General features: G+C 71.5%; 17 protein-coding genes. 6 read left to right on the top strand and 11 right to left on the bottom strand.

Annotation, left to right across the window (positions count from 1 at the left end; all coding sequences use genetic code 11):
• Positions 1-17 precede the first annotated feature (17 nt).
• The 3 genes from ACFWBB_RS07745 (at position 18) to ACFWBB_RS07755 (ending at position 2,948) form a co-directional block, all read left to right on the top strand.
• Positions 18-272: a protealysin inhibitor emfourin gene (locus ACFWBB_RS07745; protein ID WP_385268189.1), complete on the top strand. Its 255-nt coding sequence runs from the start codon at positions 18-20 to the stop codon at positions 270-272.
• Positions 273-354: 82 nt separating this feature from the next.
• Complete coding sequence (locus ACFWBB_RS07750) at positions 355-1,677, top strand: GH1 family beta-glucosidase (RefSeq protein ID WP_385268191.1); 1,323 nt, start codon at positions 355-357, stop codon at positions 1,675-1,677.
• Positions 1,674-2,948, top strand: a complete 1,275-nt coding sequence (locus ACFWBB_RS07755) for an MFS transporter (RefSeq protein ID WP_385268193.1) — start codon at positions 1,674-1,676, stop codon at positions 2,946-2,948. The genes ACFWBB_RS07750 and ACFWBB_RS07755 overlap by 4 nt, the downstream gene beginning before the upstream one ends.
• A 64-nt stretch (positions 2,949-3,012) precedes the next feature.
• Here ACFWBB_RS07755 and ACFWBB_RS07760 read toward each other — a convergent pair whose 3' ends face one another.
• Entirely contained in the window at positions 3,013-3,867 is an 855-nt protein-coding gene (locus ACFWBB_RS07760; protein WP_385268267.1) for an NAD-dependent epimerase/dehydratase family protein, read from the bottom strand.
• Between the two features lie 132 nt (positions 3,868-3,999).
• Between ACFWBB_RS07760 and ACFWBB_RS07765 the strand changes: the two genes are divergently transcribed.
• Positions 4,000-4,866, top strand: coding sequence for a helix-turn-helix transcriptional regulator (locus ACFWBB_RS07765; RefSeq protein ID WP_385268195.1), 867 nt, complete (start codon positions 4,000-4,002; stop codon positions 4,864-4,866).
• Between the two features lie 187 nt (positions 4,867-5,053).
• Here the strand turns inward: ACFWBB_RS07765 and era are convergent, their stop codons facing one another.
• Positions 5,054-6,007 carry a GTPase Era gene (gene era / locus ACFWBB_RS07770; RefSeq protein WP_385268197.1) on the bottom strand — a complete coding sequence of 318 codons (954 nt, stop codon included), beginning with the start codon at positions 6,005-6,007 and terminating at the stop codon, positions 5,054-5,056.
• A 173-nt stretch (positions 6,008-6,180) separates the two neighbouring features.
• Between era and ACFWBB_RS07775 the strand changes: the two genes are divergently transcribed.
• A complete protein-coding gene (locus ACFWBB_RS07775) occupies positions 6,181-7,491 on the top strand; it encodes an ammonium transporter (protein ID WP_385268199.1) in 1,311 nt (436 codons plus the stop codon).
• Complete coding sequence (locus tag ACFWBB_RS07780; protein ID WP_383472868.1) at positions 7,488-7,826, top strand: P-II family nitrogen regulator; 339 nt, start codon at positions 7,488-7,490, stop codon at positions 7,824-7,826. Before ACFWBB_RS07775 ends, ACFWBB_RS07780 begins: the two co-directional genes overlap by 4 nt.
• Positions 7,827-7,945: 119 nt before the next feature.
• Here ACFWBB_RS07780 and ACFWBB_RS07785 read toward each other — a convergent pair whose 3' ends face one another.
• The 9 genes from ACFWBB_RS07785 to ACFWBB_RS07825 form a co-directional block, all read right to left on the bottom strand.
• A complete protein-coding gene (locus ACFWBB_RS07785) occupies positions 7,946-8,959 on the bottom strand; it encodes a WxL protein peptidoglycan domain-containing protein (protein ID WP_385268203.1) in 1,014 nt (337 codons plus the stop codon).
• 164 nt (positions 8,960-9,123) lie between these two features.
• Positions 9,124-10,464, bottom strand: coding sequence for a beta-xylosidase (locus ACFWBB_RS07790; protein ID WP_385268205.1), 1,341 nt, complete (start codon positions 10,462-10,464; stop codon positions 9,124-9,126).
• A gap of 171 nt (positions 10,465-10,635) precedes the next feature.
• Positions 10,636-11,112 (bottom strand): hypothetical protein, encoded by a 477-nt coding sequence (locus tag ACFWBB_RS07795; RefSeq protein ID WP_385268207.1) that lies wholly within the window; start codon positions 11,110-11,112, stop codon positions 10,636-10,638.
• A gap of 446 nt (positions 11,113-11,558) precedes the next feature.
• Positions 11,559-11,912: a cytidine deaminase gene (locus ACFWBB_RS07800; RefSeq protein ID WP_385268209.1), complete on the bottom strand. Its 354-nt coding sequence runs from the start codon at positions 11,910-11,912 to the stop codon at positions 11,559-11,561.
• Between the two features lie 56 nt (positions 11,913-11,968).
• On the bottom strand, positions 11,969-12,328 hold the full coding sequence (locus tag ACFWBB_RS07805; RefSeq protein WP_385268211.1) for an MmcQ/YjbR family DNA-binding protein: 360 nt from the start codon (positions 12,326-12,328) through the stop codon (positions 11,969-11,971).
• A 42-nt stretch (positions 12,329-12,370) separates the two neighbouring features.
• Positions 12,371-13,687 carry a hemolysin family protein gene (locus ACFWBB_RS07810; protein WP_385268213.1) on the bottom strand — a complete coding sequence of 439 codons (1,317 nt, stop codon included), beginning with the start codon at positions 13,685-13,687 and terminating at the stop codon, positions 12,371-12,373.
• Entirely contained in the window at positions 13,684-14,181 is a 498-nt protein-coding gene (gene ybeY, locus ACFWBB_RS07815; RefSeq protein WP_385268215.1) for an rRNA maturation RNase YbeY, read from the bottom strand. The genes ACFWBB_RS07810 and ybeY overlap by 4 nt, the downstream gene beginning before the upstream one ends.
• A gap of 12 nt (positions 14,182-14,193) precedes the next feature.
• Positions 14,194-15,252 carry a PhoH family protein gene (locus ACFWBB_RS07820; protein WP_385268217.1) on the bottom strand — a complete coding sequence of 353 codons (1,059 nt, stop codon included), beginning with the start codon at positions 15,250-15,252 and terminating at the stop codon, positions 14,194-14,196.
• A 141-nt stretch (positions 15,253-15,393) separates the two neighbouring features.
• Complete coding sequence (locus tag ACFWBB_RS07825; protein ID WP_385268219.1) at positions 15,394-16,584, bottom strand: carbohydrate kinase family protein; 1,191 nt, start codon at positions 16,582-16,584, stop codon at positions 15,394-15,396.
• Positions 16,585-16,593 lie beyond the last annotated feature (9 nt).

Here is a 16,593-nt window from a genome sequence, read left to right on the forward strand (position 1 = left end):
CCCTTTTTTTTCTCGTTGTGGGGGGGGGGGGGGGGGGGGGGGCCCGCGGGGGGGGCGGGGGGGCCCCCCCCCCCCCCCGCCCCGACGCCCACGAGTGGCACGCCCTGGCCGAGCGGGCGGTCGCCGCCGGCCGGGGCGCGCCCCCGCACGGTGTACCGGACGGTTTCAGCTACGAGATCACCGTGGACGGCAGGACGGTGTACGCGGCCGATCCCCGGCTCACGGACGAGCAGCGGGAGCTGATCTCGCGGGTGCTGAAGGAGGGGGCTTGACCGGTCGTGCACGCCCGGCGCGAACTGGCAGTTCACGCCCGGGCGTTGACTTCCTTACCCATCGGTAAGGATGATCCCGCCCATGGCGAACGATCCGCGCGACGCGGCGCACCCGATCCCCCGGTTCCCGGACGGCTTCCTCTGGGGCGTGTCCACCTCCGCCCACCAGATCGAGGGCGCGGTGGACGAGCGCGAGCCCTCCGTCTGGGACACGTTCACCGCCGAACCGGGACGGGTGAAGGACGGCTCCACGGCGGCGGTGGCCTGCGACCACTACCACCGCTACCCCGAGGACGTGGCGCTCCTGTCCGGCCTGGGCGTGGACGCCTACCGCTTCTCGGTCTCGTGGCCGAGGGTGAACTCGCCCGCCGGTCTCGACTTCTACGACCGGCTCGTCGACGAGCTGTGCGCGGCCGGCGTCCGCCCGGTCCCCACCCTCTTCCACTGGGACCTGCCGGCCGGGCTCGACTGGCTGGAGCGGGACACGGCGTCCCGGTTCGCCGAGTACGTGTCGGTGGTGGCCGGGCGCCTCGGTGACCGCGTGCAGAAGTGGATCACCCTCAACGAGCCCGCCGAGCACACCCTGCTGGGGCACGCGCTCGGCACCCACGCCCCCGGGAAGCAGCTCCTGTTCGACGCGCTCCCGGCCGCCCACCACCAGCTGCTGGGGCACGGTCTCGCCGTCCGGGCCCTGCGCGCGGCCGGCGCCACGGACATCGGCATCGCCAACTCGCACGGCCCGACCTGGCCGGCCTCCCAGGAGCCCGCCGACCTGGAGGCGGCCGCCTTCTACGACCTCCTGCTGAACAGACTGTTCGCGGAGCCGCTGCTGCTGGGCGAGTACCCGGAGGGCCTGGGCGAGTTGATGCCGGGTGACGTGGCCTCCGACCTGAAGGCGATCTCCGAGCCGCTCGACTTCTACGGGATCAACTACTACGCCCCGACGAGGGTGGGCGCCCCGCAGGGCACGGAGATCGAGTTCGGCGGGATCACCATGCCGGCCGAACTGCCCTTCTCCGTGCAGCAGATCGAGGGCGTCCCGGTGACGGACTTCGGCTGGCCGGTCGTCCCGGAGGGCCTCACGGAACTCCTCACCACCTTCCGCGACCGCTACGGCGACCGGCTGCCCCCGGTCGTCATCACGGAGAACGGCTGCAGTTACGAGGGCCTGGACGACCAGAACCGCATCGCCTACCTGGACGGCCATCTCCGGGCTCTGCACCGGGCGGTGGAGGCGGGCGTGGACGTGCGCGGCTACTTCGTGTGGTCGCTGCTGGACAACTTCGAGTGGGCGGAGGGGTACGCGCGCCGCTTCGGCCTGGTCCAGGTGGACTTCGAGACCCAGGCCCGGACCCCGAAGGCGTCGTACGCCTGGTTGCGGGACGTCCTGCGGGCGCAGAGATGACGACGGCGGACAGGGCTCCGGCGGACGGGGCCCCGGCGGCCGCCCTGGCCGAGCCCGTGGAGCGGGTGGGCCGGGGCTGGACCTCGGCCCTGTCCCTCGCCAACGGGGCGATCTGGGTGGGCTGGTACGGCCCCCTGCAGATCCTGCTGGCCTCCCAGGCCGAGGACTTCGCACCCGGCTCGGGCATGTCGAAGGAGGCCGTGCTGGCCTGGGTGACGGGCGTGGGCGCGGTGGCGTCCCTGGCCGCCAACCCCCTCTTCGGCGCGCTGTCGGACCGTACGACGTCCCGCCGGGGCCGCCGTACACCGTGGATCGTGGCGGGCACGGCGGGCGGCGCCCTCTCGCTCTTGCTGCTCGCGGGCGCGGGCGGCGTCTGGACCATGGCGGTGGGCTGGTGCCTGGTCCAGTTGACGCTGAACGCGGCCTTCGCGGCGGTGACGGCCGCCGTCCCCGACCGGGTCCCCCGGCTCCAACGGGGCTCGGTGGGCGGCTGGTTGGGCGCCGCGCAGATCCTGGGCGTGGTCGGCGGCACGGGGCTCGCGACGGTCGCCGGGGGCGTCGGGGCGGGGTACGTGGCGTGCGCGGCGTTCACGACCCTGGGCGTGCTGCCGTACGTGCTCCGGTACGAGGATCTGCGGCTGGCGGCGGAGGACCGGCCGGCCTGGTCCTGGCGCGGCTTCGCGGCCGGGTTCTGGTTGAGCCCGCGCGCCTATCCCGACCTCGGCTGGGCCTGGCTGACCCGCTTCCTGATGAACCTGAGCAACGCGCTGGTGCTGCTGTACCTCCTGTACTACCTGCGCGACCGCCTGCACCACTCCGACCCCGAGCAGGGCGTGCTGATCCTGACGGCGGTGAACGGGCTGACGCTGCTGGCCACGGTGGTCGTCGGGGGCGCCTGGTCGGACCGGGTCGGCCGGCGCAAGCCGTTCGTGACCTGGTCGGGCGTGATCATGGCGGTGGCGACGGCGGGTCTCGCGGTCTGGCAGACCTGGCCGGGGGCGATCGTCGCGGCGGCGGTGCTCGGGGTGGGGTTCGGTGTCTTCACCTCCGTGGACTTCGCGCTGATGACGGACGTCCTGCCGAAGGCCGGGGACCGGGGCAAGGACCTGGGCGTCATCAACGTCGCCAACGCCCTGCCCCAGGTCGCGGCCCCCGCCCTCGCCGCGCCCATCGTGACCCACCTGGGCGGCTACCGGGTGCTGTACCTGGTGGCGGCGGTGGTCGGGCTGGCGGGGGCGGTGCTGGTGGGACGGATCCGGGGGGTGGAGTGACTTCCGGACCGAAGGCCCTCCGGGGTGCGGTGACTCGCCGGAGGGGCCGACGACCCCGGGGGGTCTAGAGCGCTCCGGCCTCGCGGGCCGCGTAGACGCTGGGGTACAGCGGGCGGTAGCCGAGTTCACGGCGGATGCGGTCGGTGGAGGTCAGCTGGAAGAACGGGTCGGGGTCCGTGCGGGTGTGCAGCTCGGCGGGTACGTCGACGCCGTTGAGCTGGTGCAGTTCGACCGCCGTCAACGGGGCGTCGTCGGCGATGTTGTAGCTCCGGCCGGCGATTCCCGGGGCGTGCAGGAGACGCAGCAGTCCCTGGGCGACGTCCGCGTGGTGGACCATCTGGAGCCGCTGGTTCGCCGCCCAGCTCCCGGCCCACATCAGGGACTGGGCGAGGTGCGGATCACCCTCTCCGTAGACGAAGGCGAGCCGGCCCACCCGTACGTCCAGGCCCTCCATCGCGAACAGCTCCCGCTCGGCCACCCCCTTCGACTCGGCGTAGGCGCCCCACATCCCGCCGCCGGGCCGGATCTCGTCCTCCTCGGTCAGCGGGCGGCCCCGGCCGAGGCCGTACACCAGCCCCGTGCTGACCTGCACGAAGCGCCGCACGCCGGAGGCCAGCGCGGCGCGGCCCAGTTCCACCGCGGCATCCCGGTTCACGGCCCACCCCTCCTCGTCCGGCACCCCGCGGAAGGCCGCCGCGACGTTCACGACCGCGTCCGCCCCGGCCACCGCCCTGCCGAGCGCCTCCGCGTCCCGCAGGTCCCCGGTCACGACCTCGGCGCCCAGCTCCGCGAAGCGCTCCCCCCGCGCCGCGTCACGCACCAGGACCCGCACCCGGCCCTCCGGCCCGGCCTGCGCCAGCAGCCTGGGCACGAAGCGCCGGCCGACCTGTCCCGTCGTACCTGTCACCAGTGTCAACATCGTCATTCGCTCCTCTTGGTCCGGTGCCACCAGCCTCGGGCGCGGCCGGAAGGAACGGGAGAGACCCGTGGATCAGGGGACCGGCAGTCCCTGGCTAACGCGGGCGGGGTGCCGCAGCCTGGAGGAGTGGCAATGAACCGAGCCGAACTCGCCGACTTCCTGCGCCGCGGCCGCGCCCGCCTCACTCCGCCGGACGTGGGGCTCACGCTGGGGGTCCGGCGCCGTACGCCCGGGCTGCGCCGCGAGGAGGTGGCGCAGCTGGCGGGCATGTCGGTCGACTACTACACACGCCTGGAACAGCGCCGGGGCCCGCGACCGTCACGCCAGATGCTGACGGCACTGGCCCGCGCCCTGCGCCTCACCGACGACGAACGCGACCACCTGTTCCACCTGACCGGCGAGGAACCGCCGCGCCGCGAGACGGCGTCGGTGCATGTCCTGCCCGGCCTGATGCTGATCCTGGACCGGCTGCACGACACACCGGCGCAGGTGGTGACCGACTGCGGCGAGGTGCTGGCCCAGAACGCGATGGCCCGGGCGCTGACCCGCGATGTGCTGTCCCGCCCCCGGCGCGAGCGCAACCTGGTCCGTCTGCACTTCCTGTATCCGGCCGCGCGCTGTCTGTTCCCGGAGGAGGACCGGCCGCACCTCGCCCGCGCCCACGTGGCGAGCCTGCGGGCGGTGGCCGCCGCGCGCCCGGACGACCCGGAGCCGGCCGCGCTGGTCGCCGAACTCCGCGCGTCCAGCGAGGAGTTCGCCCGCCTGTGGGACGAACACGAGGTGTCCGTCCGGCACAAGGCGACCAAGCGCTTCCAACACCCCCTGGTGGGCCTGCTGGAGCTGGACTGCGAGGTCATGCTCAGCCACGAGCACCACCAGCTCCTGATCATCCACACGGCCCGCCCGGGCACGGACGCGCACGAACGGCTGCAGCTCCTGCGGGTGCTCGGGGTGCAGGACATGACCCCGCAGGGTGAGACCCCCCGGCAGGCGGTCTAGAACGGCCTGGAACCCCAGCTTGCGCAGCTGCTTCGGGTCGCGCTGCCAGTCCTTCGCGACCTTCACGTGCAGGTCGAGGCTGCATCCATATGCGGCTACCGCCGCGCGGCCGGCATGCCCAGCAGCGACTCGAACCGCTTGCCGGACCCGCCCCGGACGCACATCACGCAACGCCCCCACCCAAGCCTCAGAACCCCAGCTTGCGCAGCTGCTTCGGGTCGCGCTGCCAGTCCTTCGCGACCTTCACGTGCAGGTCGAGGAAGACCGGGGTGCCGAGCAGCGCCTCGATCTGCTTGCGGGACTTGATGCCCACGTCCTTCAGGCGCTTGCCCTTGGGGCCGATGATGATGCCCTTCTGGCTGGGGCGCTCGATGTAGATGTTGGCGTGGATGTCGAGCAGCGGCTTCTCCGCCGGGCGGTCCTCGCGCGGGAGCATCTCCTCGACGACCACCGCGATGGAGTGCGGGAGCTCGTCCCGTACGCCCTCCAGCGCCGCCTCGCGGATCAGCTCGGCGACCATCACCTGCTCGGGCTCGTCCGTCAGGTCGCCCTCGGGGTAGAGCGGCGGGCTCTCCGGGAGCATCGGGGCGAGGAGGTCCGCCAGCAGCTCGACCTGCTGGCCGCCGACCGCCGAGACCGGCACGATCTCCGCCCACTCGAAGCCCAGCTCCTTGCCGAGCTGGTCGATGGCGATGAGCTGCTCGGCGAGCGCCTTCGAGTCCACGAGGTCGGTCTTCGTCACGACCGCGACCTTCGGCGTCCGCTTGATGCCGGCCAGCTCCTTGGCGATGAAGCGGTCGCCGGGGCCCAGCTTCTCGTTGGCCGGCAGGCAGAAACCGATGACGTCGACCTCGGCCCAGGTGGCGCGCACGACGTCGTTCAGCCGCTCGCCGAGCAGGGTGCGCGGCTTGTGCAGGCCCGGCGTGTCGACCAGGATCAGCTGGGCCTCCGGGCGGTGCACGATGCCCCGCACCGTGTGCCGCGTCGTCTGCGGACGGTTCGAGGTGATCGCCACCTTCTTCCCGACCAGAGCGTTCGTGAGGGTGGACTTGCCCGCGTTGGGGCGGCCCACGAAGCAGGCGAAGCCGGCACGGTGTACGGACTCGGCCGACTGCTCGGATGACTGGTTACGGACGCTCATGGCCCCCATTCTCCCTGATCCACGAAGCCCCGCCGTACACACGAGCGGCAACGCCCTCCCGCGTGAGCTCCCGGAAACCTCCACGCAATGAAACGTCACGGAAACACACCTGTACGCGACCGGAAACCAGAACCGGTGAACCTCTGACGAGCCCCCGCATCGTTGGAGACCCCGTGACTCTGGCCGCCGTCCAAGCGAACACCGGCGACACCGCCTGGCTGCTCGCCGCCACCGCCCTCGTCCTGCTGATGACACCGGGCCTCGCCCTGTTCTACGGCGGCATGGTCCGCACGAAGAGCGTCCTCAACATGCTCATGATGAGCTTCGTGTCGATCGCGCTGGTCACGGTGGTGTGGCTGGCCGCCGGCTACTCCCTCGCCTTCGACGACGACGCCGGGGGCGGGCTGATCGGCGGGCTGGAGCACGCCGGGATGGCGGGCCTCGGTCCGGACAGCGTGCAGGGCACGGTTCCCACCCTCCTCTTCGCCACCTTCCAGCTCACCTTCGCGATCATCACGGCCGCCCTGATCAGCGGCGCGATAGCCGACCGGGCGAAGTTCGGCGCGTGGCTGGTCTTCGTACCGGTCTGGGCGCTCCTCGTATACGTTCCCGTCGCCCACTGGGTGTGGGGCCCCGGCGGCTGGATCCTGACCGAGCTGGGTGCGCTGGACTTCGCGGGCGGTCTGCCCGTGGAGATCACCTCGGGCGCCTCGGGACTGGCGTTGTGCCTGGTCCTGGGCCCGCGCCTGGGCTTCAAGAAGGACGCGATGCGTCCGCACAACCTCCCCATGGTGATGCTGGGCGCGGGTCTCCTCTGGTTCGGCTGGTTCGGCTTCAACGCGGGTTCCGCCCTGGGCGCGAACGGTCTGGCGGCCGCCGCCTTCCTCAACACGCTCGCCGCCGGCTGCACCGGTCTGCTCGGCTGGCTCTTCGTCGAGCAGAAGCGCGACGGCCACCCGACGACACTGGGCGCGGCGTCCGGAGCGGTCGCGGGCCTCGTGGCCATCACGCCGTCCTGCGGCTCGGTCTCCCTGCTCGGCGCCCTGGTCGTCGGCCTCGCCGCCGGTGTCGTCTGCTCCTACGCCGTGAGCTGGAAGTTCAGGCTGAACTACGACGACTCGCTCGACGTGGTCGGCGTCCACCTGGTCGGGGGGGTCATCGGCACGCTCCTCATCGGCGTCTTCGCGGTGGACACCATGACCGGCGGCGCGGAGGGCCTCCTCTACGGCGGCGGGCTCAGCCAGCTCGGCAAGCAGCTGGTCGCCGTGGTCGTCGTGGCGGCGTACGCCTTCTCCGTCACCTACGGCATCGGCAAGCTGCTCGACAAGGCGATCGGTTTCCGGGCGGAGGAGGACCACGAGCACACCGGCCTGGACCTTACGGTGCACGCCGAGACGGCATACGATCACGGCGTCCTGGGCCATGGCGCCCCGGTCTCCGCGCACTCCGTCCCCTCCGCCCAGAAGGTCAAACCACCGGTATGAAGCTCATCACCGCGATCGTCAAGCCCTACCGCCTCGACGAGGTCAAGACGGCCCTCCAGGAGCTCGGCGTGCACGGCCTGACCGTGACCGAGGCCAGCGGCTACGGCCGGCAGCGCGGCCACACCGAGGTGTACCGGGGCGCCGAGTACCAGGTCGACCTCGTGCCCAAGGTCCGCATCGAGGTCGTCGTCGACGACGCGGACTCCGAAGCCGTGATCGACGCGATCGTGCGCGCCGCGCACACCGGGAAGATCGGGGACGGCAAGGTGTGGGCACTGCCGGTGGAGACGGTCGTGCGGGTGCGGACGGGTGAGCGGGGGCCCGACGCGCTTTAGCGTCGGCCTCCGGCGGGTTGGCCGATCTTTGTCTGCGGGTCGGTGGAGGCCGGTCGCGCTCTGGCCTCCGGCGGATTGGCCGACTTTCTGGCTGCGGGTCCGCTGTGGCTGGTCGCGCTCTAACCGCCGGCGGGTTGGCCGATCTTTGTCTGCGGGTGAGCGGGGGCTGGTCGCGCAGTTCCCCGCGCCCCTCTGAGGCGGGCTCGCCTGCGCCGGATCACCAGCCATACCCCTGTTGCGATCCCCGCCGTCAGCAAGCCCACCACCAGCCACGGCACCGCCACGAAGGACGCTTTCGCCGACTCGCTGGTGTCCTTGGCGCTCGCCGTCAGCTTCACGTCCGTCCAGTCGAGCTGGGGGGCGTCGGTCCAGCGTTCGGTCAGGCGGACCCGTTGGCCCGGGAGGAGCTGGGAGGGGATCTTCGTCAGGTCGCGGGTGAGAAGGGTGCGGCCGAAGAGGCCGCTCGCCGTCAGCCGCACCTTGGGCGCGAGGGTGACGTTTCCGGTGTTGTGCAGGGTGTACGAGATCGTCGCCGTGCTGCCGCCGAGGCCGGGGATCAGAGGCTGATGGTGGCTGACCTGGACGTTCTCGACGGCGAGCGCGGGCAGTGTGGGTCCGCCGACCTGGAGGTAGACGCGGGCGCCGACGGCGCGTTGTATGCCCAGCGCGACCCCGCCTTCGCCCTTCGGGACCCGTTCGTCGAGGGCGACGATCGCGCCCGGGTGGTCGCCGGGCTCGGCGCCCTCGGGCACCCGGACGGTGAACGGCACGGTGACGGTCCTGCCGCCCGGCACGGTGACCCGGTCCTTGGGCAGCTCGGCCCACGCGCCCACCCCCCGCATCTTCTCGCCGAGCGACTTCACGGCGAACCCGCCGTCACGCGCGGTGTTGTAGGCGTCGGCCGCGTACAGCCGGAACGTGAGGGGCTCGTCCGTCTTGTTGGCGACGACGACCTTGTCCTCGATCGTCTGCCCGGGATCGGCGGAGACGTAGAAGTAGGGCCGCGCGGCGACGGCCGAGGAGACGGGGTAGACGGACCAGCTGCCGTTGTCGGCCGCGTGGGCGGGGGCCGCGAGCGTCAGGAACAGCAAAAGCGGCAGAAGCGGGAGGAGAAGGACGTACGGCTTGCGCATGGGTGCGGACCCCCGGCGAACGGCGAACGGGCCCCGACGACCGGGCCCTGAGGAACGGGCCCTGAGGAGCAGGCCCTGGCGATCGGGCTTCGACGGCTGGGTGGACGGGCGGGTGCGGACCCGTGGGGCGGGCGCCCGGCCACCGGTGGACCTGGTGCGTACGCTCAGGTGAGCGTGAGGGTCAGGACGCCGGCGTAGGTGCCCGGAGGCGTGAACGACGGTACGTCGAGGGAGAGTTGGGCGTTGGCGGTGAACTCGCCGCCGGTGGCCGTGCCGTCGGGCGTGGACGCCAGGGTCGCCCCCGCGGCGCCGACCGTGCCCGCCGAACCGGCCTGACAGGTGCTCGGGCTGCCCGCCTTGGTGGTGCACGCGGGCGTCCAGCTCAGCTTGCCGGCGTCGATCTTGGCGCCGGGGCCGCTGAAGTCGGTGACCTTGCCGGTCAGGGACCAGCCCGCGGGCCCGCCGCGGAAGTCCTTGACGGTCACGGTCTGGAGGGCGCCGGTCGAGGCGCCGCCCTGACCGAAGTCGACCCCGGACAGCTGGACGGCGTCCCCGGCCTGGGACATCGACAGCGTGCCCGCCCGGACCGTGGTGGTCACCTTCTGGCTGCCCTCCGGTACGGGCTGGTCGTCGATGACGACGTACGCGACCGGTCCGGCACCGAGGTCCGAGCTCCACGCGCCGCCCTCGTACGCCACGACACCGGTCGTGGTGAGGTCGCTGACGACGAGCGAGCCGGAGATACCGCCCTGGGCGTCCGCGGTCACGGTCGTCGTGTCCGCGGTCTGGGCGGACGCGGAGCGCCCGGCCAGTGTGACGGTCGCGCCCGCGGTGAACCCGCTGCCGGTGACGGCGACGGCCGCGCCCGGACTCCCGGAGGCCGAACCGAGCGAGATGGCCCGGGTGTTGGCCGGCGGGTTGTCGGCCGCGGTGACCGTCTCCGACACCGGGGCGGGCGGGTTGGTCACCGTGCAGGGGGTGTCCAGTTCCAGGATGTAGCTGGTGTGGATGTTGTAGTCACCGGGCGAGAGGGTGATCGCGCCGGGCGTGGTGACCGTGAAGGTGCCGGTCATGGAGAACGACGGGAAGACGCCCTTGCCGGGCACCGGGTCGTTCTTCTTCGGCCCCGTGACCGTGACGCTGCCGGTCTGCGAGCCGCCGAGAATGATCTTGCCCGTCGGCGTCATGATGTCGGCCGGCAGGGCCAGGTCGGTGGGGTTGCTCGCGGCGGGCGAGACCACCGTGTACGTGACGGCGACGGTGTCGCCGACCTTGGGACTGGCGTTGTCCACCGTGATCTTCGCGGTGGTCGTGCCGTCGATCGGCGGGAGGCCCGCGATCGCCGGCGGGATGCAGTGCGTGGCGAAATCCACGTTGGACGCGGCGCCGGCCGGGGCCGCCAGCGCCCCGCCGGCGGTGACCGCGAGCGCGGTCGCCCCGAGCAGCGACGCCCAGCGGCGTCTTCGGGAACCTCGGGCACTTCCGGAACTTCGGGGTGAACCCATGTTGCCCCCTCCTCCAGGGTGCGGGCGCAGCGGCTCTTCTGCGCCGACAGGGGGCATTGAGATGCGGATCGCGTGAGAAGTCAATGGACATCACGCAGATAGCTGATGGACCGTCAGCTTCCTGGCATCGCCGGAAAGCTGACGGCCTGTCGGCTCAGTTTCCAACCGCTATCAGCTGAACACGAACGGGCCCGGCGCCTGAGCGGCGTTCGCCGTACAGGTGACGGTGATCCCGAAGACGACCATCTTCAGGGAGCCCTTGTAGAAGTCCAGCTTGTCACCGGAGGCCACGGTCCCGTTGAGCGGACCGACCGTGATCGGGGCTCCGGTGGCCATGGCGGGGTTCACGGTGCCGCTGAAGACCCTGGCGGCACCGGTCGAGTTCGCCATCGTGAGCGTGGAAGCGATGCTGTTCGCGCCGATCGGGATCGGCGCGGTGATGGCGGTGGAGGACAGTGTGAGGGTGGCGGCCGTGCCCGTCTGGGTGGCCGTGAGGGTGGCTGCGCCGCCTCCGAAGAGACCGCAGTTGGCGGTGACGGTCGCCGTCAGCGGGGTGACGGCGACAGCCGAGGGCGCGAAGGCCAGCCCGGTGACCGCGAGGGCCCCTGCCAGCATTGCCGCACCTGATCCGATTCGCTTGCCTCTCATGGGATCCGCTCCCTTCCCGAGTACGGGAATCCATGTGGGGGGTGGATGGACGGGAGATGCCGACGGGCCACCGCCCGGGAGGGATGGGTGCGGACACCCTGCCCGGGACCAAATCTGACGGTCCGTCGGAACTTGCGGTTCCATTGATGCGCGAGCGATGCGAAAACGGCAAGGTTGAAAACCGGCCTACCTCGGACCGCGCCGCCGCGGGCCGCTCGGCTCTGCCTTCGGGCTGCTTCGGACTGCTTCGGACTGCTTCGGATGCCGTCAGGCCGCGGAAGGCCGGCCGAGACGGACAGCTACCGGCCGGCAGGAACGGTAAGGCGCCGGCCTGCGGAAACCGCCAGGCGCCAGAACGCGGAAACCGCCAGCCGCCAGACCGCGGAAACGGTCAACCGTCAGCCCGCGGAAACGGCCAGGCGCCAGAACGCGGAAACCGCCAGCCGTCAGCCCGCGGAAACGGTCAGCCGGACGGTCCCGTCGGGTGCGGCCACCAGCACCGGGGTCCCCGGCCCGCCGAGATCTCGTACGGCGGCGAGATCGGCCTCGGCGGCCGCCTCCGACGAGGTCACCACCGCCGCCGCCTCCAGCGACTCCGCCCCCGAGGCCACGGCCATCGCCACCGCCGTCTGGAGCGCGGTCAACCGCAGCGACGGCAGATCCACCGTCCCCGCGACATACGTACGTCCCGTCTCGTCCCGTACGGCGGCCCCCTCGGGCACACCGTTGCGGGCCCGCGCGGAACGGGCCAGGGTGACGATCTTGCGGTCCTCGGGGTCGAGCGCGTTGCTGTCGGTCATGCGCAGAGCATACGAAGAACCGGCCGGGGCCCGGGTCACGCGGCCACGGGGCGGACTCAGGGCCGGTCGAGCCGTAGCCGCTCGGCCCTCGGCAGACCCGCGACCACCAGGTCGTAGGAGTCCTCGACGAGCTCCCTGACCAGCCGGTCGGGGAGCTCTCCGTCGACCGTCACCGTGTTCCAGTGCCGTTTGTTCATGTGGTACCCGGGGACGATCAGCCCCTCGTGCTCCCCGCGCAGGCGCAACGCGTCGTCCGGGTCGCACTTGAGGTTCACCGTCAGGGGCCGCGCGTCCAGGGTCGTCAGGGCGAACAGCTTGCCGCCGACCTTGAAGACCGAGACCTCCGGCCGGAAGGGGAAGTCCTCCACCACCGCGTTGAAGGAGAGGCACAGGGCACGCAGTTCCTGAGGTGTCACTCCGTCACTCCGTGCTGCGTCGCTTCGTGGTCCGTCACTCCGTCACTCCGGTTTCGTCTCGTCCTGCGGGCCGCCCGCCTGTTCGAGCGGCTCCACCGGCTCCACCAGTACCGTGACGATCTTGTTCCGGCGGCCGGCCGCGGCCTCCGCCGTCAGCCGCAGCCCGCGCCCGTCCGGCAGGTCGACCACGCTCGACGCGCCGGCGATGGGCACCCGGCCCAGGGCCTTCGCGAGCAGCCCGCCAACGGTCTCCACGTCCTCGTCGTCGTACTCGTCGAGGCCGTACAGCTCACCGAGGTCGGTGATGTCGAGGCGGGCGGTGACCCGGTGGCGGTCGCCGCCGAGTTCCTCCACGGGCGGGAGCTCACGGTCGTACTCGTCGGTGATCTCGCCGACGATCTCCTCGAGGATGTCCTCGATGGTGACGATGCCGGCCGTGCCGCCGTACTCGTCGATGACGACGGCGACGTGGTTGCGGTCCTGCTGCATCTCCCGCAGCAGGTCACCGGCGTTCTTGGTGTCGGGGACGAACGCGGCGGGCCGCATCGCCGTCGACACCAGCTCGCCCTCGGCGTCCCGGTTGATGTGCGTCTTGCGGACCAGGTCCTTCAGATACACGATGCCGACGATGTCGTCCTCGTTCTCCCCCGTCACCGGTATGCGGGAGAAACCGGAGCGCAGGGCGAGGGTCAGGGCCTGGCGGATGGTCTTGTACCGCTCGATGACGACGAGATCGGTCCTCGGGACCATGACCTCGCGGACGAGGGTGTCGCCGAGTTCGAAGACGGAGTGCACCATGCGGCGCTCGTCGTCCTCGATCAGGGACTCCTTCTCGGCGAGGTCGACCAGCGCGCGCAGTTCCGCCTCCGAGGCGAAGGGGCCCCGGCGGAAGCCCTTGCCGGGGGTCAGCGCGTTGCCGATGAGGATCAGGAGCGACGGGATCGGGCCCATGATCCGGGCCAGCGGGAGCAGCACGTACGCGGCCACCGTCGCGGTGTTCATCGGGTGCTGGCGGCCGATGGTGCGCGGGGACACCCCTACGGCGACGTACGAGACGAGGACCATCACGCCGATCGCCGCGAACAGGGCCGGGGTCGTGCCGTCGATCTGCTGGAGGCAGGCGTAGGTGACCAGTGCGGCGGCCGCCATCTCGCAGGCGACACGGACGAGCAGCGCCACGTTCAGATAGCGGGTGGGGTCGGCGGCGATCTGCGCGAGCTTGGCGCTGCCCCGCCGCCCGGAGCGCACGGCCTCCTCGGCACGGAAACTGGAGACCCGCGCGAGGCCCGCCTCCGCGCAGGCGGCGAGCCAGGCGACGACGACCAGGGCGATCGCGCCGGCGACGAGGCCGGCACTCATGAGACGGTCGGGGCCGGCGACGGGCCGGTGAAGCCCTTCTCCGCACGCCAGCCGTCGACGATGGCGGCCTGGAGGCCGAACATCTCGGCCTTCTCGTCGGCTTCCTCGTGGTCGTAGCCGAGCAGGTGCAGCACCCCATGGACGGTGAGCAGTTGCAGCTCCTCGTCCATGGAGTGCTCCGTGGGCGCTTCCTTGCCCTGCCGCTCGGCGACCTCGGGGCACAGCACGATGTCGCCGAGGAGGCCCTGCGGGGGCTCGTCGTCGTCCTTCGACGGCGGACGCAGCTCGTCCATCGGGAAGGACATGACGTCCGTGGGCCCCGGCAGGTCCATCCACTGGATGTGCAGCTGCTCCATGGCGTCGGCGTCCACGACGATCACCGAGAGCTCGGAGAGCGGGTGGATGCGCATCCGCGCGAGCGCGTAGCGGGCGATGTCGAGGATCGCCTGCTCGTCGACCTCGGTTCCGGACTCGTTGTTGACGTCGATCGACATGGTGCTGCTTGTCTACTTCCGCTTGTTACGGCCGCCCTGGTGGGTGCCGTTCTCCGTACCGTTGGCACTGTCGTACTTCTCGTACGCGTCGACGATACGGCCGACCAGCTTGTGCCGGACGACGTCCTGGGACGACAGGCGGGAGAAGTGGACGTCGTCGACCCCCTCCAGGATGTCCTGGACCTGGCGCAGACCCGACTTCGTGCCGTTCGGCAGGTCGACCTGCGTCACGTCACCCGTGATCACGATCTTCGAGTCGAAGCCGAGCCGGGTGAGGAACATCTTCATCTGCTCGGGGCTCGTGTTCTGGGCCTCGTCCAGAATGATGAAGGAGTCGTTCAGGGACCGGCCCCTCATGTACGCAAGGGGCGCCACCTCGATCGTCCCCGAGGCCATCAGCTTCGGGATCGAGTCCGGGTCGAGCATGTCGTGCAGCGCGTCGTACAACGGGCGCAGATAGGGGTCGATCTTCTCGTACAGCGTGCCCGGCAGGAAGCCGAGCCGCTCCCCCGCCTCGACCGCGGGGCGGGTCAGGATGATGCGGTTGACCTGCTTGGACTGGAGGGCCTGGACCGCCTTGGCCATGGCCAGGTAGGTCTTGCCGGTGCCTGCGGGGCCGATGCCGAAGACGATCGTGTGCTTGTCGATCGCGTCGACGTACCGCTTCTGGTTGAGGGTCTTGGGTCTGATGGTGCGACCGCGCGAGGACAGGATGTTCTGTGTCAGAACCTCGGCCGGGGTCTCCTGGCCGTCACTCGTCCCGTTCTCACTCGCCCGCAGCATGGCGATCGAGCGTTCCACTGCGTCCTCCGTCATCGGCTGCCCGGTGCGGAGCACCAGCATCATCTCGTCGAACAGGCGCTGGACGAGAGCGACTTCCCGTGGGTCGCCGACCGCGCTGATCTCATTGCCCCGGACGTGGATGTCGGCCGCCGGGAAAGCCGTCTCTATCACGCGCAGAAGGGAGTCTCCGGATCCCAGCACGGTCACCATGGGGTGCTGGGCGGGAACGGTGAACTGTGCTCTCGCCTTGCCCTGCGCGGGCGTGTGAGCTGTGGGTGTCTGAGTCATAGGCGGGCCGAAGGCCTCTACGTCCTCCCGGATGCGTCTCGCCTGCCACAGGGGCAGCCTGGCGATTCAAGGGTACGCCAGGGGACTGACAACGCCGCAGGGTTTTCCCGGGTCCCGGCACGGGCCGAGCGGGTCCCGTGGTCATGCCGAACGGCCGAAACCGATCGTCGGCACCGCTCTGCGCAGCGGCCACGGGGTGGCCTCCTCCACCGCCGGGAGCAGGGCCGGGAGCAGGTTCTCCAGGAACGCGTACCGGCGCAGCGCCTCGGGGTCCTGGCTCTCGACCGACTGGACCCTGCGCCACCAGGCCGCGATCTCGGACCAGCCGGGTGCGGAGAGCGAGCCGCCGAACTCCTGCACGGAGAGGGCTGCCGTGAGGCCGGCGAAGGCCAGGCGGTCGGCTAGCGGCCAGCCGGCCAGGGTGCCGGTGACGAAACCGGCCACGAAGACGTCCCCCGCGCCGGTGGGGTCGAGGGCCTCGACGGCGATGGCCGGGACCTCGGCGGACTCGCCGGAACGCCGGTCGACGGCGTAGGCGCCCTCCGCGCCGAGTGTCACGACCGCGAGCGGTACGTACTCGGTGAGGGCGTGGGCGGCGGCGCGGGGACAGGTGGCGCCGGTGTAGCGCATGGCCTCCTCCGCGTTCGGCAGGAAGGCCTCGCAGTGCGCCAGGTCGGCGAGGCCGGCCAGGTCCCACGCGCCGGTGTCGTCCCAGCCGACGTCGGCGAAGATGCGGGTGCCGCGAGCGGCGGCCCGCGCGATCCAGGGGGCCTGTTTGCCGGGGGTGAGGGAGGCGACGGCGGCGCGGGCGTGCGGCGCGTCCTCCGGGGCGCCCTCCTCGACCAGTACGGCTTCCGGCGGCGGTTCGTGCCCGTGGGAGACCATGGTCCGCTCGCCCTCGTAGGCCATGGAGACGGTGACCGGCGAATGCCAGCCGGGGACCGAGCGCGAGGTAGTGAGGTCGATGCCCTCGCCCTGTTCGAGGGCGTCCCAGCAGTATTCACCGTAGTGGTCGTCCCCGAAGGCCGCCGCGAGGGAGGTGCGCAGGCCGAGCCGGGCGAGCGCGGTGGCCATGTTGGCGACGCCACCGGGGCTCGACCCCATGCCGCGCGCCCAGGACTCGGTCCCGCGCACCGGGGCCGAGTCGAGCCCGGTGAAGATGATGTCGAGGAAGACGGTGCCGGTGAGGTAGACGTCCCACGGTGGATCGTCGGGGACGCGCCGGGCGGCCAGGGGGTCGACCCGGGCGGCCGGGCAGGTCTGGCCGGTGTGGCCGGCCTTGCCGGTGTGGCGGTGGTGTCCCTCTCCGGTGGACGCGTTGGACGCGGTCACGGTGCGCTC

The organism is Streptomyces sp. NPDC060000 (assembly GCF_042737375.1).
Lineage (GTDB): Bacteria > Actinomycetota > Actinomycetes > Streptomycetales > Streptomycetaceae > Streptomyces.